9 protein-coding genes are annotated in these 14,910 nt (G+C 72.0%); 1 reads left to right on the plus strand and 8 read right to left on the minus strand.

Annotated features, from left to right (window positions below):
* Positions 1–12: 12 nt before the first annotated feature.
* The 3 genes from OG715_RS23945 to OG715_RS23955 are packed head-to-tail and all read right to left on the minus strand — an operon-like array spanning position 13 to position 8,536.
* Entirely contained in the window at positions 13–927 is a 915-nt protein-coding gene (locus OG715_RS23945; RefSeq protein ID WP_266270921.1) for a thioesterase II family protein, read from the minus strand.
* Complete coding sequence (locus OG715_RS23950; protein ID WP_266270922.1) at positions 924–8,255, minus strand: non-ribosomal peptide synthetase; 7,332 nt, start codon at positions 8,253–8,255, stop codon at positions 924–926. The genes OG715_RS23945 and OG715_RS23950 overlap by 4 nt, the downstream gene beginning before the upstream one ends.
* 47 nt (positions 8,256–8,302) lie before the next feature.
* On the minus strand, positions 8,303–8,536 hold the full coding sequence (locus OG715_RS23955) for an MbtH family protein (protein ID WP_266270923.1): 234 nt from the start codon (positions 8,534–8,536) through the stop codon (positions 8,303–8,305).
* Between the two features lie 396 nt (positions 8,537–8,932).
* Between OG715_RS23955 and OG715_RS23960 the strand changes: the two genes are divergently transcribed.
* Positions 8,933–10,147: a glycosyltransferase gene (locus OG715_RS23960; protein WP_266270924.1), complete on the plus strand. Its 1,215-nt coding sequence runs from the start codon at positions 8,933–8,935 to the stop codon at positions 10,145–10,147.
* 151 nt (positions 10,148–10,298) lie between these two features.
* Here the strand turns inward: OG715_RS23960 and OG715_RS23965 are convergent, their stop codons facing one another.
* The 5 genes from OG715_RS23965 to OG715_RS23985 all read right to left on the minus strand — a co-directional run bounded on the left by OG715_RS23965 (position 10,299) and on the right by OG715_RS23985 (position 14,408).
* Positions 10,299–11,537 (minus strand): hypothetical protein, encoded by a 1,239-nt coding sequence (locus OG715_RS23965; RefSeq protein WP_266270925.1) that lies wholly within the window; start codon positions 11,535–11,537, stop codon positions 10,299–10,301.
* Between the two features lie 157 nt (positions 11,538–11,694).
* Complete coding sequence (locus OG715_RS23970; protein ID WP_266270927.1) at positions 11,695–12,414, minus strand: hypothetical protein; 720 nt, start codon at positions 12,412–12,414, stop codon at positions 11,695–11,697.
* A gap of 148 nt (positions 12,415–12,562) precedes the next feature.
* Positions 12,563–13,036: a hypothetical protein gene (locus OG715_RS23975; protein ID WP_266270928.1), complete on the minus strand. Its 474-nt coding sequence runs from the start codon at positions 13,034–13,036 to the stop codon at positions 12,563–12,565.
* A gap of 209 nt (positions 13,037–13,245) precedes the next feature.
* Positions 13,246–13,602, minus strand: a complete 357-nt coding sequence (locus OG715_RS23980; RefSeq protein WP_266270930.1) for a hypothetical protein — start codon at positions 13,600–13,602, stop codon at positions 13,246–13,248.
* Between the two features lie 203 nt (positions 13,603–13,805).
* Complete coding sequence (locus tag OG715_RS23985; RefSeq protein ID WP_266270932.1) at positions 13,806–14,408, minus strand: hypothetical protein; 603 nt, start codon at positions 14,406–14,408, stop codon at positions 13,806–13,808.
* Between the last annotated feature and the right edge of the window lie 502 nt (positions 14,409–14,910).

Raw genomic sequence — 14,910 nt, forward strand, 5'->3', positions numbered from 1 at the left:
GCGGTGTCCCTCTCAGTGAGTCTGTGCGGAGGACTGGGCGGCGGGCTGGGGCACGGGCCGGGGCGCGGGCCGGGGCGCGGAATGGTTCGCGGGCTGGGGCGCCCCGTGCCGCGGGGTCGTTCGGAACCGGAGGTCGGACCGCAGATGGCCGGTGATGCGGCCCAGCAGTTCGGCCTCCAGGGGTTCGAGGTAGAAGTGGCCGCCGGGGAGGACGTTCAGTTCGAAGGCGGACACGGTGGTCGTGGACCAGGCCCGGGCCGCCTCGACGGGGCAGACCGGGTCGTCGTCGCCGGTGCAGGCGACGACCGGGATGCCGGTGGCGGTGGTCGTGGTGGCCCGGTAGTGGGCGAGCAGGCGGAAGTCGGCGCGGATGCCCGGCATCAGCAGCTCGCGCAGGGCCGGGATCCGCAGGGCGTCGGTGGAGTCGCTGCCCAGTGCGTCGACCAGGGCGAGCAGGTCCTCGTCCGTCGCCGAACGGAGGGCGGAGTGGTCGACGAGCTGCGGCGCCGGCGACCCCGAGACGAACAGCCGGACCGGCGGCGGTGCGCCCGGATCGGCGGCCAGCCGGACCGCGACCTCGTACGCCAGCAGGGCGCCCATGCTGTGGCCGAACAGCGCCACCGGTACGTCCCTGAGCGGCGCGAGCGCGGCCGCGACCTCCTCCGCCAGCTCGGCGGCACCGGCCGGGAACGGGTCCCCGATCCGGTCCTGCCGCCCCGGGTAGCAGACCGCCAGCACCTCGACGTCCTCCGGCAGGTGGCGGTGCCAGGTCCGGTAGGCGGCCGGGCTGCCGCCCGCGTGCGGGAAGCAGACCAGGCGGAGCCGGGGCGACTCGACCCGGTGCTGGCGGCGGAACCAGCGGGCGGCGGCCGGGGGGAGCGGTGCCTGTGGGAGCGGTGCCTGTGGGAGCGGGGCCGGCGGCGTCATGCGCCCTGCTCGCGCGCCGTCGCCTCGTCGATGGCCTGCTGCCAGAGCCGGCCGAGGGCGCGCTGCCCGGACCAGACGGTCGCGAGCAGGTACCGGACCAGCTCGCGGCCGCCGGCGCCGTTGCTGAGCAGCACCGCGCCGGTGCCCGAGCGGGTCCGCAGGCCGGTCATCGCCTGGTAGCCCAACGCCTGTCCACCGTGGCCGAATTCGAGGTCCGCGCCGGTGCCGTCCAGGATGGTGCTCCAGCCGTAGTTGCGGCCGCCCAGCGGCGTCAGCATCCGCTTGACCAGCTCCTGGCCCACCAGGCCGCCCGGCCGCCCGAGGTAGCAGCGGCGGATCTCGGCCGCGAGCCGAGCCAGGTCGGCGGCCGTCGTCCACAGCCCGCCTGCCGCCGCCTCCGGGTGGACGACGAACCCGTCCGGGACGGGTGCGCCGTCCGCAGCGTGACCTCGGGCGAAGGGCCGGCCGACGGTGTCCGGGAACACCGGGTCGAAGCCGCTCGCGGTCATGCCCAGCGGTTCGAGCAGCCAGTGCCGGGCGAGCTCCGGGAAGGCGGTGCCGGTGGCGTCGGCCATCGCCTGCTGGAGCACGGAGAAGTTCAGCGGGTTGAGCCGGAACACCTCGCCCGGCGCGTCCGTCCGGCGCACCGGAGGGGTCTTCGCCGGTGCCCGCCCGTTCAGGACGTCGAGCAGGGTGGGGAAGGGCTCGTGGCGCGGGTAGTTGTCGTCGAGCGGCGGGTGCGGGGCGAGGCCGGACTGGTTGGACAGCAGGAGCCTTGCGGTCACCGGGCCGGTGCTGTTGCCGGTGCCGGTGCCGGTGCCGGTCGTGCTGGTGGGCATCTGCCAGGAGGTGAGGTACTCGTTGATGTCCCGGTCGAGGTCGAGGACGCCCTCGGAGGCCAGGCGCAGGACGAGGAAGGTGGTGACGTGCTTGCTGATCGACCCGGCCGGGAAGAGCGTGTCGGCGGTCACCGGGGTGGGGTCCTCGGCGCCGAGCACGCCGTAGCTGCGGACGGAAGTCACCTCGCCGTTCTCCAGCAGCGCGATGCTCGCGCCGGGGACGGCGTGGCGGGCCATCAGCTCGGGGACCGGGTCGGTGGGGGCGGTGCTGCTCGCGCGGGGGGTCGGGCGGGCGGTGGGGGCGGTGGTCGTGCGGAGGTGGGTGCTCAGCTCGGCCAGCTGTTCGTCCGCGAGCCGGTGGACGGTCTCGGCCGTGTGGACGGCGGGCCGGTACGTCCAGCGGACGTAGAGGCGGTCGTCCTGGACATGGGCGTCGATGTGGAGGAGGTGGGCCGGGGAGGCATCGGGGGCGAGGTGGCCGGGGGCGAGGATGAGTTCGTTTCTAGTGGCCGGGACTGGGTTGCTCGGGGTCCAGCTGAAGCGGACCTGGGCCCGGGGCAGCGCGGCCAGTTCGGCGGCGAGGTCGGCGTCCGGCGCGAGGTGCCGGAGCAGGCCGTAGCCGTGGACGGGCGCGGGAAGCGCGCGCAGTTGGCGGGACACCGCCGCGACCGTGGCAGCCGTGTCGCGGTCGGCCGGCAGGCGCAGCGACACCGGGTGGGTGTCGGCGAGCGGGCCGACCGTCCGCGACAGCGCCGGGCCGAGGTCCGGGTCGTGGCGCGGGTCGGTGAGGACGTCGATCTCGATCCGGTCGCCGCCCGCCCAGCGCGCCAGTGTGCGGCCGAGGGTGGCGAGCACGGGGTGTGCGGGCTGCGGGTCGGCGAGGAGTGCGGCGGTCAGGTCGGCGGGCAGGACGGTGACGGTGGTGGCGGTCTCGGCGCTCGGGTGGTCGCTGCCGTCGGTCGGGAGGGCGGTGGCCGGTGGACGGGCGAGCCAGCGCTCGCCCTGGTCGAGCAGCTCGGGGGAGAGCGCCTGCTCGGCCAGCTGTCCCGCCCAGAGCTGCCACGGCGTGGCGGGCGTCGGCAGGACAGGCTCCTCGCCCGAAGCAAGCTGCCGGTAGGCGGAGTCGAGGTCCTCGGCGAGCAGCTCGAAGGAGCCGGAGTCGGCGGCGAGCGCGTGGACGGTCAGCCACAGCTCGTCGGGCTTCCGGTCGTCGACGCGAACGAGAGTCGCCCGGACCGTGCTCGCCCGGCTCGGGTCGAGCGCCGCCCGCGCCTCGTCCAGCGCGGCGGTGATCGCGGCCGCATGGCCGTCGGCGGCGGTGGTGCGCAGGTCGAGGAAGCGGAACAGGTCGGTGGGTGCCCCGGTCGCCGGCCGGAGGACGGGCGGCTGCGGGCCGACTGCGGGCACCAGGGAGGTGTGCAGGGCCCGGTGGTGCCGGACGACGGAGTTCAATGCGCCTGCGAGCAGGGCCGGTTCGGCCTGGGCACTCAGCGGGAGGCGGGCGGTGCGGCTCGCATTAGCGTTGGTGTTGTGCTGACTCGGGGTCAGTGGGATGTCGTCGGTGCCCGGCTCGACGGTGACCATGGTGGCCAACTCGCCCAGGGAGGTGGCCTGGAGGATCATCCAGACGGCGAGTGACAGGCCGGCCTCGCGGCAGGCCGCGAGCACCTGGACGGCGCGGATCGAGTCGCCGCCGAGGGCGAAGAAGTTGTCGGAGCTGCCGACGCGCGGCACTCCGAGCACCTCGGACCAGACGGTGGCGAGGCGTTCCTCCACCGGCCCGGCCGGGGCGACGTACTCCTCGGTGGCGAAGGCGTCCAGCTCGGGGGAGGGCAGGGCGCGGTGGTCGACCTTGCCGTTGGCGGTGAGGGGGATGCGGTCGATCGACTGGTAGACCGTGGGGACCATGTACTCGGGCAGTGCGGCGCCTAGGTGCTCGCGCACGGTGGCCGTGTCCAGCACGGCGCCGTCCGCGAGGACGAGGTAGGCGACGAGGGACTTCTCGCCGGAGCCGAGGGTGCGGACGGCCACGACGGCGTCGCGGACGTGGGGGTGTTCGCGCAGGCGGGCTTCGATCTCGCCGAGTTCGATGCGGTAGCCGCGGATCTTGACCTGGTTGTCGATGCGGCCGAGGGTCTCCAGGGTCCCGTCCGGCAGGAAGCGGGCCAGGTCGCCGGTGCGGTAGAGGCGGGAGCCGGCGGGGCCGTGGGGGTTCGGGAGAAACTTCTCGGCGGTGAGGTCGGGGCGGCCGAGGTAGCCGCGGGCGAGGCCGGCGCCGTCGATGTAGACCTCTCCGGGGACGCCGATCGGGGTCGGCCGCAGTTCCTCGGTGAGGACGTACATGCCGGTGTTGGGGATCGGGGCACCGAGCGGGATCGCTTCGGTCACGGGCAGGGTGTCGATGATCAGACCGGAGTTGCCGATGGTGATCTCGGTGGGCCCGTACTCGGTGGCGACCTTGGTGCCGTCCGCACCCGCCAGCTGCTGCCAGCGCTCGGCGAGGGAGACGGGGAAGTTGTCTCCGGCGGCGATGACGACGCCCGCGAGGGTGTGGGCCTGCTCGGCGGACAGCTGGTGGGTGAGGAGGTCGAGGTGGCCGGGGGTGAGCTTCACGAAGCTGAACGGACCCGCCTCGGCGAGCGCCGAACCGAGCGACGCCGTGTCGATGCCGTCGGGGAGCAGGGTGACGGCCTGGCCGCAGATGAGCGGCGTGAACAGGTCGGGGATGCCGAGGTCGAAGGAGATGGAGGAGAACAGCGGTGCGCCGCCGGTGCCGTGGGAGGCGTAGGTGTCGACGGTCCAGGTCAGGTAGTTGGCCAGACCGGCGTGGTGGATCATCACACCCTTGGGGCGGCCGGTGGAGCCGGAGGTGTAGATGACGTAGGCGAGCTGCGCCGGGTCGGTCTCACGGGCGGGGGCGGTTGTTGGTCCCTCGACCAACTCGTTGACCAACAAGGTGGTCCCGTCGAACGCACTCGCGGCGTCCGTGACGAGGATCTGCGCCCGGGTGTCCTCCAGGATGAACGCACGCCGCTCGGCGGGAAGCGTCGGGTCCAGCGGCAGGTACGCCGCCCCCGCCTTCCAGATACCCAGCAGGACGGGCACCAGCTCGGGCCCGCGCTCCAGGCACACACCGACGAGCGAGTCGGCGACCGCACCGGCCGAAAGCAGGTGGCGCGCCACCTGGTTCGCCCGCTCGTCCACCTCACGGTAGGAGAGCTCGACGTCACCCGCGACGACCGCGACGGCATCCGGCGTCGTAGCAGCCTGCGCCTCGAAGAGGTCCAGCACCGTGCTCGCCGGCCGCTCCACGCGACCGCCCGAAGCCCAACCGTCGAGCAGCGAACGCTCCGCCTCGCCGAGGAACACCGCACCGGCGTCCCCGTCCGGGTCCCCGGCCATGGCCTCCAGCACCGAGCGGTACATCCCGCCCAACCGCTCCAGATTCGCCCGACCGACCACATCGGTGGACGAGAGGAGGCTGAACGCCCCGCCGCTCGCGATGGCGGTGAGGGCGAACTCGTTGGTGCCGTCGCCCATGGTGGCCGAGGTGTCTACGGTGTCGGTGTCGACCTGGTGGAAGTCCAGGTACTCGAACAGGATGGTCAGCAGCTCGCGCGAGTTCCCGGCCGCGCGCTGGATCGCGGGCAGCGGGTAACGGCGGTGCGACCAGATCTCGGTCTCCTGCCGGTACACCCCCTCCACCAGCTCACGCCACGTACGCGCCGCACCCCGACTCACCGGGAACGGCAGCGTGTTGAGGTGCATGCCCAGCACCCGGTCCGCACCCGGAGCCTCCAGACGGCCGTGGTACACCACACCCGTGTGGAAGGACTCCTCTCCCGACACCATGCCCAGCACCTTCAGATGCGCCGCCAGCAGCACACTCTTCAGCGAGGTCCTCGCCGACGCCGCCAGCGCCCGCAGGCCCTCCTCCAGATCGCCGTACGGCACCTGGAGGCCGTGGTTCCGCACCTCGGCCGACGGGTCGGACCAGGAGGCGGGGACGGCGGCGGGCGTGTACCGGTCCAGGACGCCCTGCCAGAAGGACTGGTCGGACTCGCTGCTCAGCGACGCCTGCTCGGCGGCGATGAAGTCGGCGAAGCGGACGGACGGTTGGGTGTGCGGTGCGGGCTCGCCGCCGTCGCGGAGAGTGCGGTAGCAGTCGAGCAGTTCCATCAGCAGCGAGTTGAGCGACCAGCCGTCGGCGATGGCGTGCTGGTAGCCGACGGTGAGGCGCCAGGCGTTGTCGGCCTCGACGTGGACGGTGACGCGCAGCAGCGGCGCGTTCACCATGTCGAAGCCTGCGCTGTGCTCCTCATCGACGAACGCCGTTGTCAGGTCTGCCTGCTGTTGCTTCGTCAGCTCACGTATGTCGTGGACGGAGAGCGGGATCTCGGCGTGGGCGTGCACCAGCTGGAGCGGCTGGGCGTAGCCGGTGAGCGCGACCGAGGTGCGCAGGATGTCGTGGCGGGTCGCGACGGTGGCGAGGGCCGCGCGCATCGCCTCGGCGGAGAACGGCTGGGCGTCCGGGATCCGGAAGGAGTTGATGTTCTGGTAGACGTGCTCGTCCGCCGAGGCCAGCATCTCGACCAGCATGCCGGTCTGCACCTGCGACAGCGGGTAGGCGTCCACGACGTCGGCCGGGAGCCGTTCGCGGTCGCGGTCGCCGATCAGCGCGAACGGCGCCACGGCTGCGATCAGCGAGTGGCCGGTCGCACGGCCGTCGAGGTGGGTGGCGAGGGTGGCGATGGTGCGGTGTTCGAAGACGTCGGGGATCGACACGTCGTACCCGGCCTCGCGCAGCGCACCGACCAGGCGGACGGCGCGGATCGAGTCGCCGCCGAGCTCGAAGAAGCTGTCCTCGGCGCTGACCTGCGGGAGTTCGAGCACCTGGGACCAGACGGCCGCGAGGCGTTCCTCCACCGGTGTGCGCGGGGCGACGTACCGTTCGGCGGCGAAGGCGGCCAGGTCGGGGGCGGGGAGGGCGCGGTGGTCGACCTTGCCGCTGTTGGTGAGCGGGACGCGTTCGATGGTGACGAAGGCGGCCGGGACCATGTACTCGGGCAGGTCGGTGGCCAGGTGGGTGCGGAGTTCCGACGGTTCGGGGGCGGCGCCGCCGTCCGTCGGGACGAGGTAGCCGACCAGGGACTTCTCGCCGGCGTCGGTCTCGCGCACCGTCACCACGGCCTCGCGGACGCCGGGGTGGGAGGTCAGTACGGCCTCGATCTCGCCGAGTTCGATGCGGTAGCCGCGGATCTTGACCTGGCTGTCGATGCGGCCGAGGCATTCGAGGGTGCCGTCGGGCAGCACGCGCGCGAGGTCGCCGGTGCGGTAGAGGCGGGAGCCGGGCGGGCCGTACGGGTTGGGGACGAAGGTGCCGGCGGTGAGGCCGGGGCGGCCGAGGTAGCCGTGGGCGAGGCCGTGGCCGTCGATGTGGAGCTGGCCGGTGACGCCGTCGGGCACCCGGCGGAGGTCCTCGGTGAGCACGTAGGTGCCGGTGTTGGCGAGGGGGCGGCCGATGGAGACGGCGGCGGCGTTCGCCGGGATCTCCCAGTAGGTGGACCAGATGGTGGTCTCGGTGGGGCCGTAGACGTTGACCAGGCGCTGGACCTTGTCCTGGAGGTCCGCGGCGAGCTGGACGGTCACGGGTTCGCCGCCGGCGAGGGCGGTGACGGCGTAGTTGTCGAAGCCCGCGGCCAGCAGCAGGCGCCAGCCGGACGGGGTGGCCTGGACGTGGGTGACGCGGTGGGCGTCGACCAGTTTGATCAGCGCGGCGGCGTCCTTGGCCTCGGCGTCGGAGGCGAGGACGACGCGGCCGCCGGTGGTGAGCGGCAGATGGAGTTCGAGGCCGGAGATGTCGAAGGAGACCGAGGTGGAGGCCAGCCAGGTGGCGCGGCGGGACGGGGCGATGGACTCGTGGACGGAGCTCAGCAGGTTGTGCAGGGCGCCGTGGCTGATCATCACGCCCTTGGGGCGGCCGGTGGAGCCGGAGGTGTAGAGGACGTAGGCGAGCTGGTCCGGGTGGGTGGCCTCGGTCGGCTCGTCGATGTCCGGCTCGTCCGACTCGTCCGTGGTCTCGTCGGTGTCCAGGAGCAGGTGGGTGCCGGTGAAGCCCCCGGTGCGGGCGAGGTGCGCGGACTGGGTGACCAGGAGCGGGGCCCCGGCGTCGGTGAGCATGTAGCCGATGCGGTCGGCGGGCAGGGCCGGGTCGAGCGGCAGGTAGGCCGCGCCCGCGCGCCAGACGCCGTACAGGGCGGGGAGCAGGTCGGGGCCCCGGTCGAGGCAGACGCCCACGATGTCGCCGCGCCGGACGCCGGCTGCGCGCAGCCGGGCGGCGACCAGGCGGGCCCGGTCGTGGACGTCCTGGTACGACAGCTGCACGTCGCCGGTGACCACGGCGACCGCCTGCGGCCGGGCCGCGGTCCGGGCCGCGAACAGCTCGCCGGTGAGTGCGTGGTTGCTCGCTTCGAGCCGCGATCCTGACACGGGGACTTGCTCCACTTCGGAGGTGGTGGGGGGCGGTGGGGTGCGCGTCAGTTCGCGGCGGCGGAAGTGTTGGTGTCCATCCGCCGGCGCAGGCTCAGCGGGCGCATGTCGGTCCACACCTCGCCGATCCGGGCGAGGCACTGCTCCTGCGTGCCGGCAGTACCCTCCTGGCGCCAGCCCGCGGGCAGGGGGCGGTCGGCCCACCAGATCGAGTACTGCTCCTCGTCATTGAGGACGACCAGGTGGGTCTGCGACTGCGTGTCGACGTTCAGCTCGGCCATGGCCGGTTCCCCGATCACTTGAGGCTGGTGGGCGTGGGTGCGGGCACGGCGCGGCCCGGCCGCGTCCCCGCACGAGCAGCGGGGGAAGGGACGGCCCCGGGTGCGCGGAGGCGAGGCGGGTGGCCCGCACGCTCGCACGTGAGGTGTGCAAGGAGTCTCCGGAGGCCCGCTATAGGCGCTCTATACGGAGTGGGGAGGCTGTGGGCACTGGCCGTCGGCGCAGGAAGTCGACCCGGCCGACTTCCTGCGCGGGGAGTGACCGGGTGATCGGAGTCCGCGGGAGTGGGGACGGCGGGTGGTCGGGCGGAGTGGGAAGTCGGCGAGTCCGACTTCCCACTCCGGGGGCTCAGCGGGATTCACCGACGGTGATCTTGGCGGCGGGGGAGAATCGGGCGCATGCGTGCTCTGATCATCACGGCCGGTTCACGAGGAGACGTCGCGCCCTACACGGGGCTGGGGCGGAGGTTGCAGGAGGCGGGGCACGAGGTCGCGGTGGCCGCGCATTCGGCGTTCGCGGGGCTCGTCGGGGGGTGCGGGCTCGGGTTCCGGGCGGTGCCGGGGGATCCGCAGGGGTTGATCCGGGACTGGTCGCGGGCGGGGTCGCGGGAGGAGGTCCAGGCGCTGACGCGGGCGTACGCGGACGGGCTCGCCGACGGGGTGGCGCAGGCCGTGGAGGGTGGCGTCGATGTGCTGCTCACGGCCTTCGGCCCGGCGCCGCTGGCCCGGGTGGCGGGGGAGGCGCTCGGGATCCCGGTGATCGGCACCTACCTCGTACCGTCCGTCCCCACCGGGGAGTTCGCGCTGCCGAACGCGCGCGGCGATGTCGGAACGGGGCCGGAAGAGAACCTGGCCGTCGGCCGCGACGTGGTGCGGCGGGCGGAGGGAGTCTTCTCGGGTGCCGCGACCCGGTTGCGGTCGCACTTCGGGCTCTCCGCCGAGGCGGCCTCGGCGCCGTCGGGTGTCCGGCCGGTCTTCCACGGTTTCAGTCCGTCGGTGCTGCCGCGCCCTGCGGACTGGCCCTCCTGGGTCGATGCCTCCGGCTACTGGTGGTCCGCCCGGCCGGAGGGCTGGCAGCCCCCGGCCGAACTGGTCGACTTCCTCCGGGCCGGGCCGCCCCCGGTGTTCATCGGCTTCGGCAGCATGGCGGTGGGGGAGGGCGAGCGGCTCGGCGAGCTGGTGGCCGGGGCCGTGCGGCGGGCCGGCGTGCGGGCGGTGGTGCAGGCCGGGTGGGCCGGGCTGGGTGGTTTCGGCGACGACGTCCTGGCCGTCGGCGACGTCCCGCACGACTGGCTGTTCCCGCGCACCGCCGTCGTCGTCCACCACGCCGGTGCGGGCACCACGGCCGCCGCCCTGCGGGCCGGCGTGCCCGCCGTGCCCGTTCCGGTCATGGCCGACCAGCCGTTCTGGGCGGCCCGGCTGTGCGAGCTGGGAGTCGCGCCCCGCTCCCTGCCCTTCGCGGACCTCACCGCGGAGGGCCTCGCCACCGCGATCACGGACGCCCTCACCGAGCCGTCCCACCGCCGCCGCGCCACCGAACTCGCCCACGCCATCGCCGTCGAGGACGGCGCGGCGGCGGTCATCGCTCACCTTGAGGGAGAGAGCGCGGGCTGATTCGGAACTCCGGAGGCTCGGCGCAGTCCCATCGCGTACGACTTCCAGGGGAGAGCCGAACGCGGCCGAGCACAATGCGGCGTGGCATTCGAGGGTGCGCGCATCCCGGCGGCCGTTGCGGTACGACTCAGAAGCGGTCGGCGAGGCGGTATCACCAGGGGGTGGGGGCGAGGGCCGGTCGTGCCGTGACGACGGGGACGAAGGTGGTTTCGATGGGGGTGTCCCAGGTGAGCACGGTGGCGGGGAACCAGGTGACCGGTTCGGTGTCGTCGCGGGCGTTGGCCCAGGTGGCGAGGCGGTCGGCGGTGGTGCGGTCGGGGAGCAGGCCGCGGTGGTCGGTGGTGATGCCGAGCTCGCGGACGGCGTCGTCGTGGAGGTCGTTGCAGAGCCAGGTGTGCAGGAGGCCCTGGTCGTAGCCGAGCACCTCCCAGCCGAGGGCGCGGCCGCCCTCGGCCGGCTCGGGGGTGGGGGCGGGGCCGTCGAGGTGGGCGAGGAGGACCGGTTCGTGGGTCTCCGCCTCGCGGATGTCGGTGACGAGCGCGTCGACGTGGTCGCCGGGGACGAGCAGGGCGAAGAGCCGGGCGTCGGCGGGGACGTCGATCATGCCGGCGGCGGCCAGGGCCTCCGCCGGGGTGGTGAACCAGCTGCCCTCCTGCCAGAGCTGGTCGGTCAGGCAGTCGGAGGCGGTGGTCAGCAGCTCGGCGTGGGGCATCCCGGGGCCGTTCAGGGATTCCGGCGTGGAGACGAAGTAGCCCGCGAGGACGGGGTCCGCGGTGCGGGGAGGGCCGGGTCTGCGGGGTCGGAGCAGTTCGGGGCGGGCTTCGCCGGGGAGCGGCGAACGGCCCTCCGCGAGGTGGAAGAGGTAGCCGCGGAGGTATGTGTTCAGGCCGCCGTCGAGGTGCACGAGGTAGTCGCGCAGCCCCTGCGCCGCGTCCCGGTAGTGCTCCCGGTACTGGCCGCGGACCCGTGACCAGCGGTCGGAGGTCGTGATCGCCCACTCGCGCACCCGCCCGCGCTCCTGCCACCACTCGCGCACGGAGGCCTCGGTCCAGTGCTCGTCGCCGTCCATGGCGAAGCCGCCGTGGCCGAAGAAGCAGCCGTTGACGAGGTCGTGGGTCTGTCCGGCGTCGGTCGGCTGGCGGTAGACGAACTCCTGCCCGTCCAGCGGCCCGAACTCGTCGTCGTACGCGATGTGGAACGGCGCGTCGAGCCGCCCCATCTGCATGGTGTCGGTGTCCGCCCCGTAGAACGGTCCGGGGACGTTGCGCCAGTTGCGCCCTTCCCAGACCCCGCCGAAGTGGTCGAGCGACGGGTTCTTGACGAGCAGCCGCCGGGCGGTGGGCAGCGGGTCCCAGTAGCCGCCGGGTATGGGGGTGGTCCCGTCGTCCATGGGGCCGGTCCGTTCTGTGGTGCTGTGCAGGGGGAGGGGGTCTGGTGGCAGGCTCCCAGTGATATCAGAGCGGAGAAAGACGTGGTCGGGACGGGTGGAAACGGACGTGCCCCCTCGCTCCGGGGGAGCGAGGGGGCACGGGTGCGCAGGGCGCCGGTCAGGCCTTGCGGATGTAGTAGCCGGTGCCGCTGCCGTAGCAGGCGTTGGTGCTGTAGGAGCTAGTGACGATCCAGCCCGCCGGGAGGGGGGAGAAGGAGCACACGGAGGCGGTGGTCTGGGTGGTGATCTTGGCGATGCTGTAGCCGACGCCGGTGCCGACGCACGCGTTGGTGCTGTACGACCAGGTCACGACCCAGTTCGGCGGCATCGGGGTGAAGGAGCAGACGCTGGCGCTGGTGGAGTTGGTGACGTTGGCGATGCTGTAGCCGACGCCCGTGCCGGCGCAGGCGTTGGTGCTGTACGACCAGGTGACAACCCAGTTCGGCGGGATGGGCGTCATCGAGCAGACGCTGGCGCTGGTGGAGTTGGTCACGTTGGCGATGTTGTAGCCGACGCCGGTGCCGATGCAGTTGTTGGTGCTGTAGGACCAGGTGATGACCCAGTTCGGCGGGATCGGCGACATGGAGCACACGCTGAGGCCGGTCGCGCCGTTCGAGTCGGTGATGTTGTACCCGACTCCGGTGCCCGGACAGGCGTTGGTGCTGTACGAGGAGGTGATGACCCACCCGGCCGGGATGGTGCCGTTGGAGCAGATGCTCGCGCCGGCCGTGACCCGCTGCGTGGCGGCCTGGGCCGGCGCGGTCGCGGCGGTCATCAGGCCGAGGAGCATCAGTACGGCGGTTATCAGGTGCGGGACGTGCTTCCGCGCGGTCTTCATGTCGGCCTCGGGTCCTCTCGACGTTCCACGGCTGCGGCGATGCAACCGAGACGAACCATTCGCTTACTGCCTGTTCGTCGTGGCTGAGATGGTGTCAGAGATGCTGGAGTGACACCAGGGTGCAGTGGGAACGCCCTCCGAGGTTCCGTCAGAGCTTGCGGATGGTGTAGGCGATGTTGCTGCCCGCGCAGGTACCGGTGTTGAAGGAGCCCGTCACGACCCAGCCGGCAGGGAGGGGCGAGAAGGAGCAGATCGTGGTGGTGGTCTGGGTGGTGATCTTGGCGAGGGTGTAGGCGTAGCCGAACCCCTCGCAGGTGCTGGTGGTGTAGGAGCCCGTGATCACCCAGTTGGTGGGGATGGGGGAGTTGGAGCAGACCGTGACCCTGGTCAGGTTGCTGGTGTCGAGGATCGTGTAGATGTACCCGGCGCCAGCGCAACCGTTGTTGCGGTAGGAGCCCGTGACGACCCAACCCGCCGGAATGGGCGAGTTGGAACAGATGGTCGTGCCGGCGGTGAGCCTCTGCGGGGTGGCCTGAGCCTGGGCGGATGCGGCGGTCATCAGCCCCAGGAGCAGCAGCAGGGCGGTTATCAGGTGCGGGACGCGGGTCCGGAAGGTCGTCATGGTCGGCCTCAGATTCTCTTGGTGGCCCGCGGCTGCGCGGATGCAGCCGCGGCGAACCATTCGCTCACTGCCTGTTGTCGCGGCTGAGATGGTGTCAGAAGTGTGAAGAAGGCACCAGGGTGCGATGGGAGCGCTTTCCTCGCCGGAAGTGCAAAGGGTTGCCCCCGTGCTCGGGTCGAGCGCGGGGGCAACCCGGGCAGGGGCGGCCGTCAGGCCTTTCTGATGGTGTAGGCGTAGCCGCTGCCTGCGCAGTTGCTGGTGCTGAAGGAGCTGGTGACGACCCAGCCGGTGGGGATGGGGGAGAACGAGCACACCGTGGCGTAGCTGATTCCGGTGGTGCTGGCGATGGTGTAGGCGTAGCCGGTGCCAGGGCAGTTGCTGGTGCTGTACGAGCTGGTGATCACCCAGCCGGTGGGGATCGGCGAGTTGGAGCATACGGTCGCGCTACCGGCGAGCCGCTGCGGAGCGGCCTGCGCCTGGGCGGTCGCGGCGGTCATCAGCCCCAGCAGCATCAGCACGGCCGTCAGCAGGTGCGGGATGCGGCTCCGTAAGGTCTTGATCGTCATTCTGGGATCCCCTCGGCGCTCCGTGACCACATTGATGTAGTCGCAGTGAACGATTCGCGCACTTTCTGTGCGCGGTCGTTGTGATGCTGCCAGGGTCGTTGCGGGCGCACCAGGGTGCCTGAGGGGTACGGATGCCGGGCCCGATCGACGTGGTGGTGCCCCCGCGCTCGGGTCGAACGCGGGGGCCGGCGGAGCGAGGGGCGTCAGGCCCTGCGGATGTTGTAACCGAAGCCGTTGCCGCCGCAGTTACTGGTGTTGAAGGTGCTGGTGATGACCCAGCCGGTGGGGATGGTGGAGAAGGGGCACGCGGTGGTGTAGCTGAGACCAGCGGTGTTGACGATGTTGAACAGGTAGGTGGCGCCTGCGCAGTAGCTGGTGGTGGAGGTGCTGGTGGTGACCCAGCCGGTGGGGATGGTGGAGAAGGAGCAGGCCGTCGTGTAGCTGAGGCCGGCGGTGTTGGTGAGGTCGAACATGTAGGTGGCGCCCGAGCAGTAGCTGGTGGTGGAGCCGCGGGCGACGACCCAGCCGGTCGGGACGGTGGAGAACGAGCACGCCGAGATGGAGTTCAGGCCGGCGGTGTCGGAGATGTTGTACGCGTAGCCGCTGCCCGTGCAGCTGCTGCTGGTGACGACGCGGGTGACGACCCAGCCGGTCGGGACCGGCGAGTAGGAACACACGGTCGCGCTGCCGCCCAGCGGCTGCGGTGCGGCCTGGGCCTGGGTGGTTGCGGCGGTCATCAGTCCCAGGAGCAGGAGTACGGCTGTCAGCAGGTGCGGGATGCGGTTCCGTAAGGTCTTGATTGCCATTGCGGGATCCCCTCGGTGCACTGCGGTCACATTGGTGTGGTCGCAGTGAACGATTCGCGCACTTCCTGTGCGCGCCGATGGTGATGCTGGCAGGGCTGTCGCGGGGTGCGCCAGGGTGTGGCGATCGGCTGCCAAGGGGGAGCGGGCAGTTCAGGCCGCCCTGCAAAGTGTTCGGCCCATGGTTCACATTCCGGCTACGGCGGCGGCATGGGCAGGCCGAAGGGCTTCGAGTCGGACGTCGTGGTCGTGCGGGCGATGGAGGTGTGGCGGACCGAGGGCTGTGTCGGTGTGTCCGCTGCCGGCTTCGCAGGGGCGACAAGGACTGCCCAGGGTGGTCTTTACCTCTCCTTGGGCTCCAGGCGGGGAGGTGTTCGGCAGGGCGCTGGATCTGGGTGGCCGGACCGGTTCGGAATTGGCCGAGGAATCTCTCTCGCGTGCCGGGGTTGGTGCCGCCGAAGAGTGCATTCGTGCGCACTTCGTGTTGCTTGTGGATGTGGAAATG

It is taken from the genome of Kitasatospora purpeofusca (genome assembly GCF_036010405.1).
Classification (GTDB): Bacteria; Actinomycetota; Actinomycetes; order Streptomycetales; family Streptomycetaceae; genus Kitasatospora; species Kitasatospora purpeofusca.

Coding starts and splice junctions, on each gene's coding strand:
- OG715_RS23945 (WP_266270921.1), bottom strand. CDS start 927: ATGACGCCGCCGGCCCCGCTCCCACAGGCACCGCTCCCACAGGCACCG.
- OG715_RS23955 (WP_266270923.1), bottom strand. CDS start 8,536: ATGGCCGAGCTGAACGTCGACACGCAGTCGCAGACCCACCTGGTCGTC.
- OG715_RS23960 (WP_266270924.1), top strand. CDS start 8,933: ATGCGTGCTCTGATCATCACGGCCGGTTCACGAGGAGACGTCGCGCCC.
- OG715_RS23965 (WP_266270925.1), bottom strand. CDS start 11,537: ATGGACGACGGGACCACCCCCATACCCGGCGGCTACTGGGACCCGCTG.
- OG715_RS23970 (WP_266270927.1), bottom strand. CDS start 12,414: ATGAAGACCGCGCGGAAGCACGTCCCGCACCTGATAACCGCCGTACTG.
- OG715_RS23975 (WP_266270928.1), bottom strand. CDS start 13,036: ATGACGACCTTCCGGACCCGCGTCCCGCACCTGATAACCGCCCTGCTG.
- OG715_RS23980 (WP_266270930.1), bottom strand. CDS start 13,602: ATGACGATCAAGACCTTACGGAGCCGCATCCCGCACCTGCTGACGGCC.
- OG715_RS23985 (WP_266270932.1), bottom strand. CDS start 14,408: ATGGCAATCAAGACCTTACGGAACCGCATCCCGCACCTGCTGACAGCC.